The organism is Streptomyces abikoensis (assembly GCF_014648775.1).
GTDB classification, from domain to species: Bacteria; Actinomycetota; Actinomycetes; order Streptomycetales; family Streptomycetaceae; genus Streptomyces; species Streptomyces abikoensis.
The window spans coordinates 1,535,214-1,554,053 of sequence record NZ_BMRT01000001.1 but is presented as its reverse complement, the minus strand read 5'-3'; the positions used below and the strand labels follow the sequence as shown (position 1 = coordinate 1,554,053).

Here is an 18,840-nt window from a genome sequence, read left to right as displayed (position 1 = left end):
CAGACCGCCGAAGGAGGAAGGCGCCGCAGCCCGGCCGGAACGCCGTGACCTGTACGCCGCACCCCGCATGAACGCGTCCCTCCCCACCGATGCATCCCCCGTCGGCCAGGCCCTGACCCCGGCGCTGCCGCGCCCGCACGGCAGGGCCGGCGCGCACGATCACGGCGGGCACGTCGCCCGCGCCGAACTGCCCGCCGGTGGACCGCACGGCGTCGCCGAGCCCCTCGACGACCCCGACCCGCGAGCCGCCGCGGACGCCGCCGCCGTGGAGAACCTGCTGCGCTGCTGGGTGCGCGAGAACGGCGTCGAACGCCCCCACGGCGACATCCTCTACCTGCCGCTCAACGCCAGCGGCATCCCGCTGAGCGTGCCGGTGCACTACTGGTCCGCCACCGGCTGGCACCGCTTCGGACGCGTCACGCTGACCGGCGGCCCCGACGACGCCCCCGCCTTCGACGCCGTCACCCTGGCCGCCCTCCTCGGCCGGGAAGCCGCCCACCGCGCGGCCCAGTCCGGCCGTCCCCTCACCGACGACGGCGGGGAACTGGTCGCCCGCGTCGCCGACTCGGCACGCCGCACGGCCGTGTTCCTCGCCGACCGGCGCGAGCGGCCCGCCGACCCGGACGCGGGCGAACTCTTCCTCTACGGCGAACAGGCCCTGCTCCTCGGACACCCCCTGCACCCCGCGCCCAAGAGCCGCGAGGGACTCTCGGACGCCGAGGCCGCGCCCTACTCGCCCGAGCTGCGCGGCAGCTTCCCGCTGCACTGGCTGGCCGTCGACCGTTCCGTGCTCGCCGCCGACTCGGCCTGGACGGAGCGCGGCCGCCCCGTCGACGCCACCGCGCTCGCGGCCCGCCTCGCCGGGCCGGACCTGGAGCGCGAACTGCCGCCCGGGACCGTCCCCCTGCCGGCGCACCCCTGGCAGGCCCGCGACATCCGCCACCGCCCCGAGTTCGCCCAGCTCTTCGACGCCGGGCTGCTGCGCGACCTCGGTCCGCGGGGCGTGCCCTGGTACCCCACGTCGTCGCTGCGGACCGTGCACCGGCCCGGCGCCCCCGCGATGCTCAAGCTCTCCGTCGGCCTGCGCGTCACCAACTCCCGCCGCGAGAACCTCCGCAAGGAGCTGCGGCGCGGCGTCGAGGTGCACCGGCTGCTGCGCGGCGGCCTCGCCGAGCGCTGGCGGACGTCCTGCGTCGGCGGGCACGGCTTCGACATCGTCCGCGACCCGGCCTGGATCGGTGTCGACGCCCCGGACGGCACCCCCCTGCGCGGGCTCGACACCGTCATCCGGCACAACCCCTTCGGTCCCGGCGACGACGCCGTGTGCCTCGCCGGGCTCGTCTCGCCCCGGCCGTGGGCCGGCCGGCAGGGCGCCACCGGAAGGCCCGCCACCCACTCCCGGCTCGCCGACACCGTCGCCCGGCTCGCCTACCGCACGGGCCGGCCCGCCGGAGCCGTCGCCACGGAATGGTTCCTGCGCTACCTCGAGGCGATCGTCCGGCCCGTCCTCTGGCTCGACGGCGAAGCGGGCATCGCCCTGGAGGCCCACCAGCAGAACACCCTCGTCCTGCTGGACGCGGACGGCTGGCCCGTCGGCGGGCGCTACCGCGACAACCAGGGCTACTACTTCCGCGAATCCCATCGCGCCGCGCTCGAACAGCGACTTCCGGGCATCGGGCGGGAGAGCGACACCTTCGTTTCGGACGCGGTCGCCGACGAACGGTTCCTCTACTACCTCGGCATCAACAACGTCCTCGGTCTGATCGGCGCGTTCGGCTCCCAGCGCCTCGCCGACGAGCACATCCTGCTCGCCGCGCTCCGTCGCTTCCTCAAAGAGGCCGCGTCCGGCGCCTCCCCGGTCCGTTCCGCCCTGCCCCGGCGCCTCCTGGAGGAGCCCGTGCTGCGCTGCAAGGCCAACATGCTGACCAGGCTGCACGGTCTCGACGAGCTCTCCGGACCCGTCGACTCCCAGTCCGTCTACGTCACCATCGCCAACCCCCTGGCCACGGCGGCGGGGTGAGCCACGGATGAACGCCGACACCAACGCCGACACGAACGCCGGGACGAACCCGCTCAACGACACCCTCGACCTCCGGCTGACCGATGAACTCATCGAGCTCATCACCGCCGAGCACGCCGTGCACGACCTCACCGAACCAGCCGACGCCCGCCACCACTCCCCGGGGGCCGGACGGCCCGGATTCCCCGGTGGGCCCGGCGACTTCCTGGACGGTCTCGCCGACTGGGGGCCGGTGGGCACCGACGCGGGGCCGTTCCAGCTCGTCCCGGTGCGGATCGAACGCGACCTCCGGCTGGTCACGCAGTGGATGAACGATCCCGCTGTCGCGGCGTTCTGGGAGCTGGCCGGACCGGGCGCCGCCACCGTCGACCACCTCCGGGCCCAGCTCGACGGCGACGGGCGCAGCATGCCCTGCCTCGGCGTGCTCTCCGGGGTCCCGATGAGCTACTGGGAGGTCTACCGGGCCGATCTCGACCCGGTCGCCCGCCACTACCCGGCCCGGCCGCACGACACCGGGATCCACTTCCTCATCGGCAAGGTCGCCGACCGGGGCCGGGGTCTCGGCACGCTCCTCCTGCGGGCCGTCGCCGACCTGGTCCTGGACCGCCGCCCCTCCTGCGACCGGGTCATCGGGGAACCGGACCTGCGCAACACCCCGTCGACGGCCGCGTTCCTCGGCGCGGGCTTCCGGCTGAGCGGCGAGGTGGAGCTGCCCGGCAAACGCGCGGCGCTGATGATCCGCGACAGGGCGCTGCGTGCCGTTCTGTGACGATCACGATGTCGTGCGACGGTCCGGGTCGGCCCGTTTGTACGGCCTGGCCCGGAAAGGCCCGGGACGGACATCGGCCCGCGATGTCAGTGCCGCACCGTAGGCTGAACAGGCTATGACTGCCACCTCCTCGCCCTCCGTCACCGACCTGCTGCACGCCGCCGTCTCCGCCGTCGGCGGCAGCGAGCGGCCCGGCCAGGTCACCATGGCCGAAGCCGTCGCCGCGGCCATCGACGACGGTTCCCACCTGCTCGTCCAGGCGGGCACCGGCACCGGTAAGTCGCTCGGCTACCTCGTGCCGGCCCTCGCCCACGGCGAGCGCGTCGTCGTCGCGACGGCGACGCTCGCGCTCCAGCGCCAGCTCGTCGAGCGCGATCTGCCGAGGACGGTCGACGCGCTGCATCCGCAGCTGCGCCGTCGCCCCCAGTTCGCGATGCTCAAGGGCCGCAGCAACTACCTGTGCCTCCACCGGCTCCACGAGGGCGTCCCGCAGGACGAGGAGGAGGGGCTCTTCGACCCCCTCGAGTCGGCCGCGCCCACCAGCAAGCTCGGCAAGGACCTGCTGCGCCTGCGCGACTGGGCGGACGAGACCGAGAGCGGCGACCGGGACGATCTGACGCCCGGCGTCTCCGACCGCGCCTGGGCCCAGGTGTCCGTCACCTCCCGCGAGTGCGTGGGCGCCTCGAAGTGCGCCTACGGTGCCGAGTGCTTCGCCGAGGCGGCCCGGGAGCGGGCCAAGCTCGCCGACGTGGTGGTCACCAATCACGCGCTGCTCGCCATCGACGCGATCGAGGGCGCCCCGGTCCTCCCCGGCCATGAGGTCCTGATCGTGGACGAGGCCCATGAGCTGGTCTCGCGGGTCACCGGCGTCGCGACCGGTGAGCTTACTCCCGGCCAGGTCAACCGGGCCGTCCGGCGGGCCGCCAAGCTCGTCGACGAGAAGGCGGCGGACGCCCTCCAGACCGCCGCGGAGAGTTTCGAGCGGCTGATGGAGCTCGCTCTGCCCGGCCGGCTGGAGGAGATCCCGGAGGACCTCGACCACTGTCTGATGGCCTTGCGCGACGCCTCGCGCACGGTGATCTCGTCGATCGGCAACACCCGCGACAAGTCCCTCCAGGACGAGGACGCGGTCCGCAAGCAGGCCCTGGCCTCTGTGGAGAACATTCACGCGGTCGCCGAGCGCATCGTGGCGCGCTCCGAGTACGACGTCGTCTGGTACGAGCGGCACGACCGCTTCGGCGCCTCGCTGCGGGTGGCGCCCCTGTCGGTGTCGGGGCTGCTGAGGGAGAAGCTCTTCAGCGAGCGGTCCGTGGTGCTGACGTCGGCCACGCTCAAGCTCGGCGGCGACTTCAACGGCGTCGGCGCTTCCCTGGGCCTCGCCCCGGAGGGCGTCGAGGGGGACGACCTCCCGTCGTGGAAGGGCGTCGATGTCGGCTCGCCGTTCGACTATCCGAAGCAGGGCATCCTCTATGTCGCCCGGCACCTGGCCCAGCCGGGCCGGGAGGGGAACCGGACGGACATGCTCGACGAGCTGGCCGAGCTGGTGGAGGCGGCCGGAGGCCGCACGCTGGGGCTGTTCTCCTCGATGCGGGCCGCCCAGGCGGCCGCCGAGGCGCTCCGGGGACGGCTCGACATGCCGATCCTGCTCCAGGGCGAGGACACGCTGGGCGAGCTGATCAAGAACTTCGCGGGGGACACGCGGACGTGTCTGTTCGGCACGCTGTCGCTGTGGCAGGGCGTCGACGTGCCGGGGCCGAGCTGCCAGCTCGTGGTCATGGACCGGGTGCCCTTCCCCCGCCCGGACGATCCGCTGATGAGCGCCCGGCAGCGGGCCGTGGAGGACGCGGGGGGCAATGGCTTCATGTCCGTGGCCGCGACACACGCGGCACTGCTGATGGCGCAGGGCGCGGGCCGGCTCGTCCGGGCGTCGGGGGATCGCGGTGTGGTCGCGGTGCTCGACCCCCGGCTGGCGACGGCCCGCTACGGATCCTTCCTGCGGGCCTCGATGCCGGACTTCTGGTACACCACGGACCGTAATCAGGTGCGCCGTTCCCTGTCCGCCATCGACGCGGCGGCCAAGGCGGAGGGGAAATGAAGGGCTGCCGCTGCCGTATAAAGAAAAGGCGCTCGGCAGCGTGAGCGCGCAAATCACGTATGCGCCTGAATGCGAATAGGCATAAAGAAGAGCCCCGGAACCGGCGCAGTTGGTTCCGGGGCCCCGTCTTTCGGCGGGTGTGTCAGACCCGCCGCAATACGGCCACGACCTTGCCCAGAATGGTGGCCTCGTCGCCGGGGATGGGCTGGTAAGCGGCATTGTGCGGGAGCAGCCAGACATGGCCGTCCTCGCGCTTGAAGCGCTTGACCGTGGCCTCTCCGTCGAGCATCGCGGCCACGATGTCACCGTTCTCCGCCACGGGCTGGCGGCGGACCGTCACCCAGTCGCCGTCGCAGATGGCGGCCTCGATCATGGAATCGCCGACGACCTTGAGGACGAACAGCTCTCCGTCGCCGACCAGCTGCCGGGGGAGGGGGAAGACGTCCTCCACCGACTCCTCGGCCAGGATGGGACCACCGGCGGCGATACGGCCCACCAGCGGGACGTACGAGGCCGCGGGCTTGCCGGTGGTGTCGGTGGGCTGGGTGCTCGGCTGGTCCGAGCCGCGCACCTCGTAGGCGCGGGGGCGGTGCGGGTCCCGGCGGAGGAAGCCCTTGCGCTCCAGGGCCATGAGCTGGTGGGCGACCGATGAGGTGCTGGAGAGCCCCACCGCCTGGCCGATCTCGCGCATGGATGGTGGGTATCCGCGGCGCTGGACTGAGTCCCGGATGACCTCGATCACACGGCGCTGCCGGTCGGTGAGCCCGGAGCTGTCCGCCCGGATGCCCGGGGGCCGTCCTGGGAGCGAGCGGGCCGGCTTCTGCCCCTCGGCGTTCATGGCTGCGTCATTCATCGGGTGTGCCTGGTCGAGTCGGTTCTGGGAGCGGTCCTGGGCGGTGATGGTGGCGCTGTCTGCGGTGGTGGTCACGTCGGCCCCTCTCGAGATGTTCTCCCTAGCTGGACAACGGTAGTTGCTTTCGAAAGGTTGCGCCAAACACACGTTCGAGTGAAATATCGCGGATTGGCTGACTTGATCAGACGGCAGGGTGTACGGGCAAAGATCAATTCGCCCCATTACGGTACTCTTCGATGCGCGCTTCGCTCGCTCGCGCCGGAGGCCCGTTCGGGTCGCGCGGCGATCGCGCGACGGCCCGTCCGCCGCCCTTCGGGGGGCGTCGACGGTGTCCGGCGGCGGCGCCGTGCCACGTCACCCAGTGTGTCATCCGCGACCCTCCCGGCCTGCCTCCGGGTCGCTCGGGCGGGGCCGTGTCCCGTCGGCGCGGCGCGACACGCTGGGGTGGATCCTGGCGGCCGGGCACCAGATCTAGTGGTTTGATGGCCACGGCCACCCACAAGTTGTGGTCGATGTCCCTCCCCGGTCATTTCGGGTCCCGGTCATCGCCTATGCTGGGGGCTGCTCGGCGAGACCCCTACGGGGTCGCCGGAGCCGTGGATCGTGACAGCTTGTTCGAGGTTCCTCGAGGGTGAAGGAAGGTGGAGAGCCATGCACTGCCCCTTCTGCAGGCACCCCGACAGCCGGGTCGTCGACAGCCGGACCACCGACGACGGCTGCTCGATCCGCAGGCGCCGCCAGTGCCCCGACTGCTCCCGCCGGTTCACCACCGTGGAGACCGCGTCACTCATGGTGATCAAGCGGAGCGGGGTCACCGAGCCGTTCAGCCGGACCAAGGTGATCTCCGGGGTGCGCAAGGCGTGCCAGGGCCGCCCGGTCACGGAGGACGCCCTGGCGAAGCTCGGTCAGCGGGTCGAGGAAGCGGTGCGGGCCACGGGCAGCGCCGAGCTCACCACCCATGACGTCGGGCTCGCCATACTCGGCCCGCTCAAGGACCTCGACCTCGTCGCCTACCTGCGCTTCGCGTCCGTGTACCAGGCGTTCGACTCGCTCGAGGACTTCGAGGCCGCCGTCGCGGAGCTGCGCGAGGGCCTCGGCCGCGGGACCGGCGGTGGCGCCGCCGTGACCCCGACGGGCCCCGCCGCCGGCACCGAGGTGCCGGCGCCCGCCGTCGCCGCCGACTGAGCGACGGCAATCCAGACCTACCCGGAGCGCCGAGCGCTCCCGGGTGACAGAACACATCGCGCCCCGGAAGAAAATGGGCGCATATGGGCGTTTTGCCCGTAGAGGGAGGCGGCATGACCGAGACGACGAGCGGCTCTGCACGAGGTTCCCGCTCCAAGGGAAACAAGGGCGGCAAGGGCCTGCGCATCGAACGCGTCCACACCACCCCCGGCGTGCACCCGTACGACGAGGTGGTCTGGGAGCGTCGTGATGTCGTCATGACCAACTGGCGCGACGGCTCGATCAACTTCGAGCAGCGTGGCGTCGAGTTCCCCGACTTCTGGTCGGTGAACGCGGTCAACATCGTCACCAGCAAGTACTTCCGCGGCGCGACCGGCTCGCCCCAGCGCGAGTCCAGCCTGCGTCAGCTCATCGACCGCGTGGTGATCACCTACCGCAAGGCGGGCGAGGAGCACGGGTACTTCGCCTCCCCGGCCGACGCCGAGATCTTCGAGCACGAGCTGACCTACGCCCTGCTCCACCAGGTCTTCAGCTTCAACTCCCCGGTGTGGTTCAACGTCGGCACCAAGCAGCCGCAGCAGGTCTCCGCCTGCTTCATCCTCTCCGTCGACGACTCCATGGAGTCGATCCTCGACTGGTACAAGGAAGAGGGGATGATCTTCAAGGGCGGTTCCGGCGCCGGCCTGAACCTCTCCCGCATCCGCTCCTCCAAGGAGCTGCTCTCCTCCGGTGGCAACGCCTCCGGCCCCGTCTCCTTCATGCGCGGCGCCGACGCCTCCGCCGGCACCATCAAGTCCGGCGGCGCCACGCGCCGCGCGGCCAAGATGGTCGTGCTCGACGTCGACCACCCCGACGTCGAGGCCTTCATCGACACCAAGGTGAAGGAGGAGGAGAAGATCCGCGCCCTGCGCGACGCGGGCTTCGACATGGACCTGGGCGGCGACGACATCACGTCCGTCCAGTACCAGAACGCCAACAACTCCGTCCGCGTGAACGACGAGTTCATGAAGGCCGTCGAGAACGGCACGAAGTTCGGTCTGCGCGCCCGGATGACCGGTGAGGTCATCGAGGAGATCGACGCCAAGGGCCTCTTCCGGAAGATGGCCGAGGCCGCTTGGGCCTGCGCCGACCCGGGCATCCAGTACGACGACACGATCAACCACTGGCACACCTCGCCGGAGACGGGCCGGATCACCGCGTCCAACCCGTGCAGCGAGTACATGCACCTGGACAACTCCTCGTGCAACCTCGCCTCGCTCAACCTCATGAAGTTCCTCCGCGACGACGACAAGGGCAACCAGTCGTTCGACGCCGAGCGCTTCGCCAAGGTCGTCGAGCTGGTCATCACGGCGATGGACATCTCCATCTGCTTCGCCGACTTCCCGACCGAGAAGATCGGCGAGACCACCCGCGCCTTCCGCCAGCTGGGCATCGGCTACGCCAACCTGGGCGCCCTGCTGATGGCCACCGGCCACGCCTACGACAGCGACGGCGGCCGCGCCCTGGCCGGCGCGATCACCTCGCTGATGACGGGTACGTCCTACAAGCGCTCCGCCGAGCTGGCCGCGGTCGTCGGCCCGTACGACGGTTACGCCCGCAACGCCGACGCCCACAAGCGCGTCATGAAGCAGCACTCCGACGCCAACGCCGTCGCCAAGCGCATGGACGACCTGGACACCCCGGTCTGGGCCGCCGCGACCGAGGCCTGGCAGGACGTGCTCCGCCTCGGCGAGAAGGACGGCTTCCGCAACGCCCAGGCCTCCGTGCTGGCCCCCACCGGCACCATCGGCCTGATGATGGACTGCGACACCACGGGCGTCGAGCCGGACCTGGCCCTGGTCAAGTTCAAGAAGCTCGTCGGCGGCGGCTCGATGCAGATCGTGAACAACACGGTTCCCAAGGCGCTCAAGCGACTGGGCTACCAGGCCGAGCAGATCGAGGCGATCGTCGCCCACATCGCCGAGCACGGCAATGTGATCGACGCCCCGGGCCTGAAGGCCGAGCACTACGAGGTCTTCGACTGCGCCATGGGCGAGCGCGCGATCTCCGCCATGGGCCACGTGCGCATGATGGCCGCCGCGCAGCCGTTCCTCTCGGGCGCGATCTCCAAGACGGTGAACCTGCCGGAGTCGGCCACCGTCGAGGAGGTCGAGGAGGTCTACTTCGAGGGCTGGAAGATGGGCCTGAAGGCCCTCGCCATCTACCGCGACAACTGCAAGGTCGGCCAGCCGCTCTCCGCCAAGAAGAAGGAGGAGAAGAAGGCCGAGGCCACCGCTCCCGCCGTCGCGGAGAAGGTCGTCGAGTACCGCCCGGTCCGCAAGCGCCTCCCGAAGGGCCGCCCGGGCATCACCACCTCCTTCACGGTGGGTGGCGCCGAGGGCTACATGACCGCCAACTCCTACCCGGACGACGGTCTCGGTGAGGTCTTCCTGAAGATGTCCAAGCAGGGCTCGACCCTCGCGGGCATGATGGACGCCTTCTCGATCGCCGTCTCGGTCGGCCTCCAGTACGGCGTGCCGCTGGAGACGTACGTCTCGAAGTTCACCAACATGCGCTTCGAGCCGGCCGGCATGACGGACGACCCGGACGTGCGGATGGCGCAGTCGATCGTCGACTACATCTTCCGCCGCCTGGCGCTGGACTTCCTGCCCTTCGAGACGCGCTCGGCGCTGGGCATCCACTCCGCCGAGGAGCGTCAGCGCCACCTGGACACCGGCTCGTACGAGCCGGCCGCCGACGAGGTCGACGTCGAGGGCCTGGCCCAGTCCGCGCCGCGTCAGGTCGCGCCGGCCAAGCCGGAGCTCCCGGCCCAGCCCGCCGCGGCCGCCCCGGCGCCGAAGCAGGTCCACAACTCCACCGAACTGGTGGAGATGCAGCTCGGCCTGAACGCCGACGCGCCGCTGTGCTTCTCCTGCGGCACCAAGATGCGCCGCGCGGGCAGCTGCTACCTCTGCGAGGGCTGCGGCTCGACCAGCGGCTGCAGCTGACAGTCGTGTGACGATGGGGGAACCGGCCCGTGCCGGTTCCCCCATCGGCCTTTCCTGGGTCCGTGCGCACCTTCGGTCGCACCGTTCGTCTCGCGGCTGGTGGTGCAGCGGACGGAGTCGGACCTACGGCGGACGCTCGTGGGTTCGACGCCGACGAACGCGCGTCCTGCTGGACCGGGGGATGAACGGGAAGCCGGTGCCGAGGAGTTGACCACGGTGCTGAAGAACGAGTCCCGGATCGAACTGGACGCCGCGACCCTCACCCGCGTGTACCGCGTCGCTACGTGACGCGCGCCACTGCGGTCGCCGTACGATGGGTCGGTGCTGGTCAAGTGGATTCGCTGCACCGTGGTGGACCGCCGGGGGTTCGAGCGGGGGCAGCGGAAATGGGCGGGGCTGCTCGGCGAACCGGGATTCCGGGGGCAGGGGGGTGGCTGGAGCCGGGCGCGCCCCGGTGTGGTGCACCTCTTCGGCTTCTGGGAGAGCCGGTCGTTCTACGACTCCTTCATGGCGCGGTCCCACGACAGACTGGCGGCGGCGCAGTCCGGCACGTTCCGGAACGTCCAGGTGCGGCTCTTCGAGCACCGCTTCGATGTGAAGGTGGGATTCCGGCCGCAGTTCGGCGACGCGGACGTGGTGCGTTTCGCGCACTGCCGGGTCCATGAGGACCGGGTGGAGCACTTCACGATGATGCAGGAGAAGGTGTGGAACCCGGCGATGGCCGGGTCGCCCGGGATGCTGCGGGGGGTCTTCGGCGAGGCGCCCGGCCCGGAGTTCCTGGTCCTGTCGATGTGGAACTCCGGCGCGGAGCACGGGAAGTACCGCGAGGACCGGGTGGAGCGGCTCGCCCTGCGGGCGCAGACGGAGGCCGATGTCGCGGCGATCACCGGTGACGTCGTGCAGATAGAGCAGGCGTGGACGGTCTGATGGCGTAGGCGCCCGCGGCGACCGCCGCGAGCGTGGCCTCCGCGGCCTCGTCCGCGACGGCGGCGGTCCCCGGGTCGGTGAAGGCGTCGACGATCCCGCGAGAACGGCGTCGCGCACGGCGGCGCGGGTGCGCGCGGTGCGCCCGCCGGGCCGGAGGGTGCCGGGCGCGGCGGACGAGGGCTCAGCGGTCTAGGGTGGCGGCATGTCACGGCCCCGGCGCATCGTCCTCCTCCGGCACGGAGAGTCGGAGGGCAATGTGGACGACACGGTCTACGAGCGGGAGCCCGACCATGCCCTCAGCCTGACCGCGAAGGGCCGCAAGCAGGCCGACCAGGCCGGGGAGCGGCTCCGGGAGCTCTTCGGCGACGAACGGATCTCCGCGTACGTCTCGCCCTACCGCCGCGCGCACCAGACCTTCCACGCCCTGAAGCTCGACCCCAGTCGTGTGCGGGTGCGCGAGGAGCCGCGCCTGCGCGAGCAGGACTGGGGGAACTGGCAGGAACGGGAGGACGTGCGCCGGCAGAAGGCCTACCGCGACGCCTACGGGCACTTCTTCTACCGCTTCGCCCAGGGCGAGTCCGGGGCCGACGTCTACGACCGGGTCGGCGCCTTCCTGGAGAGCCTGTGGCGCAGCTTCGAGGATCCCGGCCACCCGCCGAACGTCCTGCTCGTCACCCACGGCCTGACCATGCGGCTGTTCTGCATGCGATGGCTGCACTGGACCGTCGCCGAGTTCGAGTGCCTGTCCAACCCGGGCAACGCCGAGACCCGCGTGCTGCAGCTCGGCTCCGACGGCCGCTATCACCTGGACCGGCCGTTCGAGCGCTGGTGTACCCCGGAGTCGTACGGCTTCACCGACTAGAGTTCGCAGCGATGACAGCTGACCGATTCCACCGAGCCCTGGCGAGCCTCCGGGGGCTGGCCGTGGGTGACGCCCTCGGCTCCCAGTTCTTCGTCCCCGCCCACTATCCCTCCCTCAAGCGCCGCGAGCTCCCGCCCGCGCCCTGGAGCTGGACCGACGACACCGAGATGGCCTGCTCCGTCCTGGCCGTCCTGGCCGAGCACGGCCGTATCGACCAGGACGCCCTCGCGCGCTCCTTCGCGGAGCACCACGACTTCGACCGCGGCTACGGTCCCGCGGTCAACCGGATGCTGCGCCTGGTCAGGGAGGGCGGCGACTGGCGCGAGCTGGCCGCCGCGCTGTTCAAGGGGCAGGGGTCCTGGGGCAACGGCGCCGCCATGCGCATCGCGCCGCTGGGCGCCTGGTACGCCGACGACCCCGAGCAGGCCACGCACCAGGCCGAGATCTCGGCGTACACCACCCATCAGCACCGCGAGGCCGTGGCCGGCGCCATGGCCGTGGCCGCCGCGGCGGCCATCGCCGCGAGCCCGTCCGGCGTCACCGGCCCCGAGGCCCTCCTGGACGGGGTGATCGCTCTCGTGCCGCGCAGCGCGGTCCAGCAGGGCCTGCGCCGCGCCCGCGACATGCTCGACTACGCCGACACCAGCACCGTCGCCGCCGTCCTGGGCTGCGGCCGGCGGACCAGCGCCCACGACACGGTGCCCTTCGCGCTGTGGGCCGCGGCCCGCCACCTCGACTCGTTCGAGGAGGCGTTCTGGACGACGGCGCGGGCCGGCGGCGACGTGGACACCACCTCCGCGATCGCCGGAGGAGTGGTCGCCGCGTCGGAACGAGGTGCTCCGCCAACTGCCTGGCTGGAGTCCACGGAAGCCCTCCCCGGCTGGCTTCCGGCCGCTTCGCGCTGAGCGGACGGAAGGAGCGGGGGCGGGACGGGACAGTCCGGCCTCGAAGGCGTAACCTTGCAGGCGTCATGCCCTACCAACCGCCTACCCACAGCGTCGAGCGCTCCCTCCGAGCGGCGACCGGAGCAAAGATCGTCGCCGGTGTGGACGAGGTCGGCCGGGGCGCCTGGGCCGGTCCCGTCACCGTGTGCGCGGCCGTCACCGGCCTCCGCCGTCCGCCCGAGGGGCTCACGGACTCCAAGCTGCTGACGCTCAAGCGGCGTACCGCACTCGCCGTCGAGCTGGAGTCCTGGGTCACCGCGTACGCGCTCGGCCACTCCTCCCCACAGGAGATCGACGAGCTGGGCATGACGGCGGCCCTGCGGCTGGCGGCCACCCGGGCGCTCGAAGCCCTGCCCGTACGGCCCGACGCGGTGATCCTCGACGGCAAGCACGACTACCTCGGGGCGCCCTGGAAGGTCCGTACGGTCATCAAGGGCGACCAGTCCTGCGTGGTCGTGTCCGCCGCCTCCGTGATCGCCAAGGTGCGGCGGGACGCCATGATGGCCGAACTGGGCGAGCTGCACGCCGACTTCGCCTTCGGTGACAACGCGGGCTATCCGTCGCCCGTGCACCGCGCCGCGCTCGAGGAGCTGGGCCCCACCCCGCACCACCGGCTGTCGTGGTCCTACCTGGACGCGCTGCCCCGGTGGCAGCACCTCAAGCGAGCACGTATCAGCCCCGACGACATGGCCTTGGAGGCCGGTGGCCAGCTCGGCTTCGACTTCTGATCCGGACGGGCGCACAGCGCCACCCGCCGACGCGACTCGCACCGGCGTTTGATAAACATCAACTCATGCCTCTCATCCCCGAGGAGCCTCAGATTCACGAGAGTGTCCCGGGTCCCCGCGCGGTACCGGCCCCCGGCCGGACCGCGGCGACCCCCCGCCCTGTCCCTGGTCCCCGACCGGCCCCCATACGGCCCGGCGGCACCGGCCCGCACCGCACCGCCGTCCCGGCCCAGCGCGCCCCTCGCGAGCAGGCCGCGGGAGCCTCGGCGGCCACCCCGCAGATCCAGCTGATCCCGGCCACCGCGCAGGGCGCCCTGGACGCCGCCGACGAGGCCGTCGACGTGCTGCTCGACAGCGGTCGGGCCCCCGGCGAGGTGCTGGTCCTCACCACCGGCGACCCGCACCCCTGGGCCGCGCACGAGCTGTCCTTCGGCGAGGCGTCCTACTGGGCGCAGCACGACGCCGGGGACGACGTCTTCTACGCCGACGCCGACGCCCAGCGGGCCGCACCCCGCCCGGTCGTCGTCGTGGCCGTCAACGGCGGGTCGGACGCCGCGGTGGCCGGGGCGCTGCCCGCGGCCATGACCCGCGCCGGCGCGCTGCTGATCGTCTGCGGTGACCCGCAGCGCGTCAACAGCCTTCTGGCCGCTGACGCCTGACGAACGCGCACGGTGGCCGGTCGCTCGTGAGGGAGCCGTCGGCCACTGTGTCGTATCGCCCTACCGGGCCACCGCGCGGCGGTGTGCCTCGGGCGCTCCGCCGCCGGAGCTCAGCGATGCGACCGGATAGGCGGTGGAGCAGGGCCGGCGTCCGCTGCGTCCCTCGCCGAGGATCTGCCATCCGGTCCGGGTGAGTGTGATGTACGCGCCGCAGCGCAGGCCGTGCAGCGCGCAGGCGTCACGCAGGGCCCACATCCACGCGCCGTCCTCCTCCGTCCAATGGGACGGGCCCGCGCGGCAGTAGAGCAGTACGGCCGTGCGGACCGGAGTGCGTCTGCGCAGGTCATGAGGGATCACCCGGCGCAGCTGGGTGAGGAGCGCGTTGCGCAGCTCCCAGCCGTCGGCGGGATCCGTGCGTCCGGTGTGCCGGACGAAGGAGGCGCTGGCCACGAGCCGTTCGTCCGGCTGGAAGACGGCGACGACCGCCGTGGACGGCGTCGGCGCGTGCCGGGCGTGGAGCCCGCTGACCACCTCGCGCGGATTGCGCAGCAGAGGGACTCCCGAAGCGATCCAGTCCGCCGGTTCGAGCAGCCTGCCCGGGCGGGGAACGGAGTCGGCGGACGAGGGTGGAGTGAAGCCGAAGGCCATGATTCTCCCTTCGTCTGCACGCCCACGATCCGGTGCGGGAGCTCAGGCAGGGCGTACACCGCGGCATACGGCGCGACAGCGGTCCGGCGGGCCCGTGCGACGGGCGGGAGCGGGGGACCGGTCCAATTCTCGCGGCCCCGGCCGCCGTGCGGCAACGATCAATTGCCGCCATTGACCGGTATCCGCTGTTCCGGGGCCCGGAGTTCCGGGCCGTCCGACCGCCACGCGCGTCACCCCTCGCGTCACCCCTGAACGGCCAGGACCAGAGGGAACACCTCCTTCGCCCCGGAGCGCCGAAGGAGCCGCGCCGCCACGGCGAGGGTCCAGCCGGTGTCGGTCATGTCGTCGACGAGAAGGACCGGACCGCCGGCCGACGCCAGGGCCTCCGCGAGGGCCGGCGGCACGGTCAGCGCCCCGTCCAGCGCCCGCAGCCGCTGGGCGCTGTTGGTGCGGGGCACCCGGGTGTCCGCGTCCGAGTCCCGGTACTCGATCGTGCCGAGGAGGGGCATGCGGCCGATGGCGGCGATGCGCTCGCCGAGCGAGCCGATCAGCAGCGGCCGGGTACGGGAGGCGACGGTGACGACCCCCACCGGGCGGGCCGGGGCGTCCGGGGCGCCGGACGCCCAACCGCCCGCGCCCCGCGCCCAGTCGGCCAGCACGGTCACCACCGCGTCCGCCACGTCGTCCGGAACGGAGACGTCCGGGGTCTGCGGCGCCAGGAGGGGGCGCAGCCGGTTGCCCCAGCCGATGTCGGAGAGCCGCCCGAGCGCCCGGCCGGGCGCCGCCTGCTCACCCGGGGGGATGCGCCCCTTGAGGTCCACCCCGACCGCGCCCATCCCCGTCGGCCACATCCGGCGCGGCTCCACCTCCACTCCCGGTCGTCCCAGCTCGCCCCGGGAGGCGTCCAGGGCCGCGCCGGAGACGCCGGCGGAGAACCGGGACCCGGCGCAGTTGTCGCACCGCCCGCAGGGCGCCGCCGCCTCGTCGTCCAACTGCCGCCGCAGGAACTCCATCCGGCACCCGGTCGTCGCCGCGTACTCCCGCATGGCCTGCTGCTCCGCCTCGCGCTGCCGCGCCACCCACGCGTACCGCTCGCCGTCGTACGCCCAGGGCTCGCCGGTCGCGGTCCAGCCGCCGCGGACCCGGCGCACGGCGCCGTCCACGTCGAGGACCTTCAGCATGGTCTCCAGCCGGGAGCGCCGGAGGTCCACCAGCGGTTCGAGGGCGGGCAGCGACAGCGGACGGTCGGCGGTGGCCAGCACGTCGAGCGTGCGACGGACCTGCTCCTCCGGCGGGAAGGCCAGCGACGCGAAGTACTTCCAGATCGCCTCGTCCTCGCGCCCGGGCAGCAGCAGCACCTCGGCGTGCTCGACGCCGCGCCCGGCCCGGCCCACCTGCTGGTAGTAGGCGATGGGGGAGGAGGGGGAACCGAGGTGGACGACGAAGCCGAGGTCGGGCTTGTCGAAGCCCATGCCCAGCGCGGAGGTGGCCACCAGTGCCTTGACGCGGTTCGCCTGCAGGTCCTCCTCGGCCTGCTGGCGGTCGGCGTTCTCGGTCTTGCCGGTGTACGAGGCGACGGTGTGGCCGCGGCGGCGCAGGAACGCGGCGACCTCCTCGGCGGCGGCGACCGTGAGCGTGTAGACGATGCCCGAACCGGGGAGCTCGTCGAGGTGATCGGCGAGCCAGGCCAGGCGGTGGGCGGCGTCCGGGAGCTCCAGGACGGCGAGGCTCAGGCTCTCCCGGTCCAGCGGACCGCGCAGCACCAGCGCCTCCTCGGCCCCCTCACCCGTCCCCAGCTGCTCGGCGACGTCGGCGGTGACGCGGGCGTTCGCCGTGGCGGTCGTCGCGAGCACCGGCACCCCGGGCGGCAGGTCGGCGAGCATGGTCCGCAGCCGGCGGTAGTCGGGCCGGAAGTCATGGCCCCAGTCGGAGATGCAGTGCGCCTCGTCCACGACGAGCAGACCGGTGGCGGCGGCGAGCTTGGGCAGCACATTGTCCCGGAAGTCCGGGTTGTTGAGCCGCTCGGGGCTCACCAGCAGCACGTCCACCTCGCCCGCCGCGACCTCGGCCTGGACGGTCTCCCACTCCTCGGTGTTGGAGGAATTGATCGTGCGCGCGTGGATGCCCGCCCGCGCGGCCGCCTCGACCTGGTTGCGCATCAGGGCGAGCAGCGGGGAGACGATCACGGTCGGGCCGCTGCCCCGCGCCCGCAGCAGGGCGGTCGCGACGAAGTACACCGCGGACTTGCCCCACCCGGTGCGCTGGACCACCAGCGCGCGGCGGCGGTCGGCGACGAGGGCCTCGATCGCGCGCCACTGGTCCTCGCGCAGTCGCGCCGTGCCCGTGGCGTCTCCGACGAGACGGGCGAGGACGGTGTCCGCCGAGACGCGGAGGGCTTCGTTGGTCATGCCCCCATGCAACACGAGGACACTGACAACGCGCGAACCGGTGGCCGGACCTGTGGAAAACCCGCGCGGACGTTTCTCCACAGGAGTAGTACGACAATACTTCTGGAGTTATCCACAGGGCTGGCGGGTTCGGACGGCCTCGCGGGACTCTCGGGCCATGACCCACCACAACGAGTCCTCCCGCCCCTCCACCGACTCCTCCGCCGCCTGGAACACCCCGCCGGACGCGCAGATCACGCTGCGCAGCCCGGCCGAACTCGCCGACGCCCTCCCGTACTTGCTGGGCTTCCACCCGAACGACAGCGTGGTGATGCTCGCCCTCCACGGCGAGCGCGGCCGCTTCGGCGGGCGGCTCAGGCTCGGCATCCCGGGCCCGGACGAGTGGCCCGACGTCAGCCGGCAGCTCGCCGAGACCCTGATCGCGGGCTGCGACAAGCGGGGCGCCCGGCCCGACGGCATCGTCCTGTTCCTCTGCCAGGACCCCGCCGGAGGAGAGACCGGCCGCCAGGTCATGGAACGGCTCCGCCCGCTGGCCCAGAGCCTGCGCCTGGCCTGCGGCGGGCTGGACGTCCCCGTCTACGAGGCGCTGTGCCTCTCCGACGGCCGCTACTGGTCCTACTGCTGCCCTGACGAACGCTGCTGCCCACCGGACGGCGCGCCGCTGACCCCTCCCGGCACCTCGGTCATGGCCGCGGCCGCCGCCTACGCGGGAATCCAGGTGCGCGGAACGCTCCGCGAGATGGAGGCCCGGTACGCCCCGCTCACCGGAGGACGGGCGCTGGAGCAGCAGTCCGCGCTGGACGCGGCCGCCGCCGACCTCGTCCCGCGCATCCTCGCCGGCACCGCCGGCCGGACCGTACGGCAGGAGACGCTGGACCTGGTGAGCCTGGTCGTGGGCCGGTTCCACACGGCCCGGCCCGTCATCGGCCGGGCGGAAGCCGACGCCCGTGACGACGACCTCCTGGCCGCCGACGAGGCGGCGGCCGTCATCCTCGGCCTTCAGGACCGCACCACGCGCGACCACGCCGCGGAATGGATGGAGGGCCCCCGGGCCCCTGCGGTGCTGCGCTTGTGGCGGGCTCTCGCCCGGCGGTGCGTGCCGCCCTACACGGAGCACGCGGCCGCGCCCCTCGCCCTCGCGGGCTGGGTCGCCTGGTCGATCGGCGACCACCCCGAGGCGCGGGTCGCCCTGAGTCGGGCCCTGAGCGCCGACCCCGAATACCTCTTCGCCCAGCTCCTGCACCGCGCGTGCAACGACGGCATGGACCCCGAACACCTCCGCCGCTGTCTGCGCCGCGAACGCGCCGACCGCGCGGTGCACACGGCCGCCCAAGCCGAAGCGGCCCGCGCGGTGGCCGCCGACGCGAGGAACCGGAAGCCCACTACGGGGACGGGGCCCGGTGCCATGGCCGAGGCGGAGGAGGCGGCGGAACGCGCGGGCGAACGGCGACGCCGCGACCGGCCCGCGAACGCCGGCGCGGGGCCGGCCGGTGCGGGGCTCGCCCGCCCGGCAGGCCCGAGCGGGCCGGGCTCTTCTGCCGGGCCGGGCTCTCCGGGCGGGCCCGTGGGCCCAGCGGGCGCCGGGGGGCCCGCGGGCCGGGCGCGTACGCGGCGGCGCGGCGGGCAGCGGGGCGCGCGGAGCCGGTCATGACCCCGGCTGCCGAGCGCCACCGTGACTTCGGCGGGCCCCGCGGCGTTCACCTAAGTGGCCGTAATCGTCGTCGGCGACCGCCGTCGGCCATCCGGCGGTCCACT

The 18,840-nt window shown here is 72.6% G+C and carries 14 protein-coding genes; 11 read left to right on the top strand and 3 right to left on the bottom strand.

All coding sequences use genetic code 11. The annotated features are described in order from the left end of the window. Positions 1 to 67: 67 nt before the first annotated feature. From IE096_RS06725 to IE096_RS06715, 3 genes are all read left to right on the top strand, one after another. Positions 68 to 2,020 (top strand): IucA/IucC family protein, encoded by a 1,953-nt coding sequence (locus tag IE096_RS06725; protein WP_189449321.1) that lies wholly within the window; start codon positions 68 to 70, stop codon positions 2,018 to 2,020. A 7-nt stretch (positions 2,021 to 2,027) separates the two neighbouring features. After that, on the top strand, positions 2,028 to 2,789 hold the full coding sequence (locus IE096_RS06720; protein WP_189449319.1) for a GNAT family N-acetyltransferase: 762 nt from the start codon (positions 2,028 to 2,030) through the stop codon (positions 2,787 to 2,789). A gap of 115 nt (positions 2,790 to 2,904) precedes the next feature. Beyond that, on the top strand, positions 2,905 to 4,884 hold the full coding sequence (locus IE096_RS06715) for an ATP-dependent DNA helicase (protein WP_189449317.1): 1,980 nt from the start codon (positions 2,905 to 2,907) through the stop codon (positions 4,882 to 4,884). A 142-nt stretch (positions 4,885 to 5,026) separates the two neighbouring features. Here the strand turns inward: IE096_RS06715 and lexA are convergent, their stop codons facing one another. Continuing rightward, entirely contained in the window at positions 5,027 to 5,812 is a 786-nt protein-coding gene (lexA, locus tag IE096_RS06710) for a transcriptional repressor LexA (RefSeq protein ID WP_099202316.1), read from the bottom strand. Positions 5,813 to 6,388: 576 nt separating this feature from the next. Here lexA and nrdR point away from each other — a divergent pair. The 7 genes from nrdR (at position 6,389) to IE096_RS06675 (ending at position 14,029) form a co-directional block, all read left to right on the top strand. Next, positions 6,389 to 6,922 (top strand): transcriptional regulator NrdR, encoded by a 534-nt coding sequence (gene nrdR, locus IE096_RS06705; RefSeq protein ID WP_189449315.1) that lies wholly within the window; start codon positions 6,389 to 6,391, stop codon positions 6,920 to 6,922. 113 nt (positions 6,923 to 7,035) lie between these two features. After that, positions 7,036 to 9,909 (top strand): vitamin B12-dependent ribonucleotide reductase, encoded by a 2,874-nt coding sequence (locus IE096_RS06700; RefSeq protein ID WP_189449313.1) that lies wholly within the window; start codon positions 7,036 to 7,038, stop codon positions 9,907 to 9,909. Positions 9,910 to 10,230: 321 nt separating this feature from the next. Next, positions 10,231 to 10,836, top strand: a complete 606-nt coding sequence (locus IE096_RS06695) for a YdbC family protein (protein WP_189449311.1) — start codon at positions 10,231 to 10,233, stop codon at positions 10,834 to 10,836. Between the two features lie 202 nt (positions 10,837 to 11,038). Beyond that, positions 11,039 to 11,698, top strand: coding sequence for a histidine phosphatase family protein (locus IE096_RS06690; protein WP_189449309.1), 660 nt, complete (start codon positions 11,039 to 11,041; stop codon positions 11,696 to 11,698). Between the two features lie 11 nt (positions 11,699 to 11,709). Continuing rightward, a complete protein-coding gene (locus IE096_RS06685) occupies positions 11,710 to 12,603 on the top strand; it encodes an ADP-ribosylglycohydrolase family protein (RefSeq protein ID WP_189449307.1) in 894 nt (297 codons plus the stop codon). 65 nt (positions 12,604 to 12,668) lie between these two features. Next, positions 12,669 to 13,370 (top strand): ribonuclease HII, encoded by a 702-nt coding sequence (gene rnhB / locus IE096_RS06680; protein ID WP_189449305.1) that lies wholly within the window; start codon positions 12,669 to 12,671, stop codon positions 13,368 to 13,370. Between the two features lie 65 nt (positions 13,371 to 13,435). Further along, positions 13,436 to 14,029: a hypothetical protein gene (locus IE096_RS06675; protein WP_189449303.1), complete on the top strand. Its 594-nt coding sequence runs from the start codon at positions 13,436 to 13,438 to the stop codon at positions 14,027 to 14,029. Positions 14,030 to 14,089: 60 nt separating this feature from the next. Here the strand turns inward: IE096_RS06675 and IE096_RS06670 are convergent, their stop codons facing one another. Further along, positions 14,090 to 14,677, bottom strand: a complete 588-nt coding sequence (locus IE096_RS06670; RefSeq protein WP_189449301.1) for a hypothetical protein — start codon at positions 14,675 to 14,677, stop codon at positions 14,090 to 14,092. Positions 14,678 to 14,919: 242 nt separating this feature from the next. After that, a complete protein-coding gene (locus IE096_RS06665; protein ID WP_189449299.1) occupies positions 14,920 to 17,085 on the bottom strand; it encodes a RecQ family ATP-dependent DNA helicase in 2,166 nt (721 codons plus the stop codon). Between the two features lie 157 nt (positions 17,086 to 17,242). On the opposite strand from IE096_RS06665, the gene IE096_RS06660 reads away from it, so the two are divergent. Next, positions 17,243 to 18,736, top strand: a complete 1,494-nt coding sequence (locus IE096_RS06660; protein ID WP_189449297.1) for a DUF4192 domain-containing protein — start codon at positions 17,243 to 17,245, stop codon at positions 18,734 to 18,736. Positions 18,737 to 18,840: the final 104 nt, after the last annotated feature.

Coding starts and splice junctions, on each gene's coding strand:
- IE096_RS06725 (WP_189449321.1), top strand. CDS start 68: ATGAACGCGTCCCTCCCCACCGATGCATCCCCCGTCGGCCAGGCCCTG.
- IE096_RS06720 (WP_189449319.1), top strand. CDS start 2,028: ATGAACGCCGACACCAACGCCGACACGAACGCCGGGACGAACCCGCTC.
- IE096_RS06715 (WP_189449317.1), top strand. CDS start 2,905: ATGACTGCCACCTCCTCGCCCTCCGTCACCGACCTGCTGCACGCCGCC.
- nrdR (WP_189449315.1), top strand. CDS start 6,389: ATGCACTGCCCCTTCTGCAGGCACCCCGACAGCCGGGTCGTCGACAGC.
- IE096_RS06700 (WP_189449313.1), top strand. CDS start 7,036: ATGACCGAGACGACGAGCGGCTCTGCACGAGGTTCCCGCTCCAAGGGA.
- IE096_RS06690 (WP_189449309.1), top strand. CDS start 11,039: ATGTCACGGCCCCGGCGCATCGTCCTCCTCCGGCACGGAGAGTCGGAG.
- IE096_RS06685 (WP_189449307.1), top strand. CDS start 11,710: ATGACAGCTGACCGATTCCACCGAGCCCTGGCGAGCCTCCGGGGGCTG.
- rnhB (WP_189449305.1), top strand. CDS start 12,669: ATGCCCTACCAACCGCCTACCCACAGCGTCGAGCGCTCCCTCCGAGCG.
- IE096_RS06675 (WP_189449303.1), top strand. CDS start 13,436: ATGCCTCTCATCCCCGAGGAGCCTCAGATTCACGAGAGTGTCCCGGGT.
- IE096_RS06670 (WP_189449301.1), bottom strand. CDS start 14,677: ATGGCCTTCGGCTTCACTCCACCCTCGTCCGCCGACTCCGTTCCCCGC.
- IE096_RS06665 (WP_189449299.1), bottom strand. CDS start 17,085: ATGACCAACGAAGCCCTCCGCGTCTCGGCGGACACCGTCCTCGCCCGT.
- IE096_RS06660 (WP_189449297.1), top strand. CDS start 17,243: ATGACCCACCACAACGAGTCCTCCCGCCCCTCCACCGACTCCTCCGCC.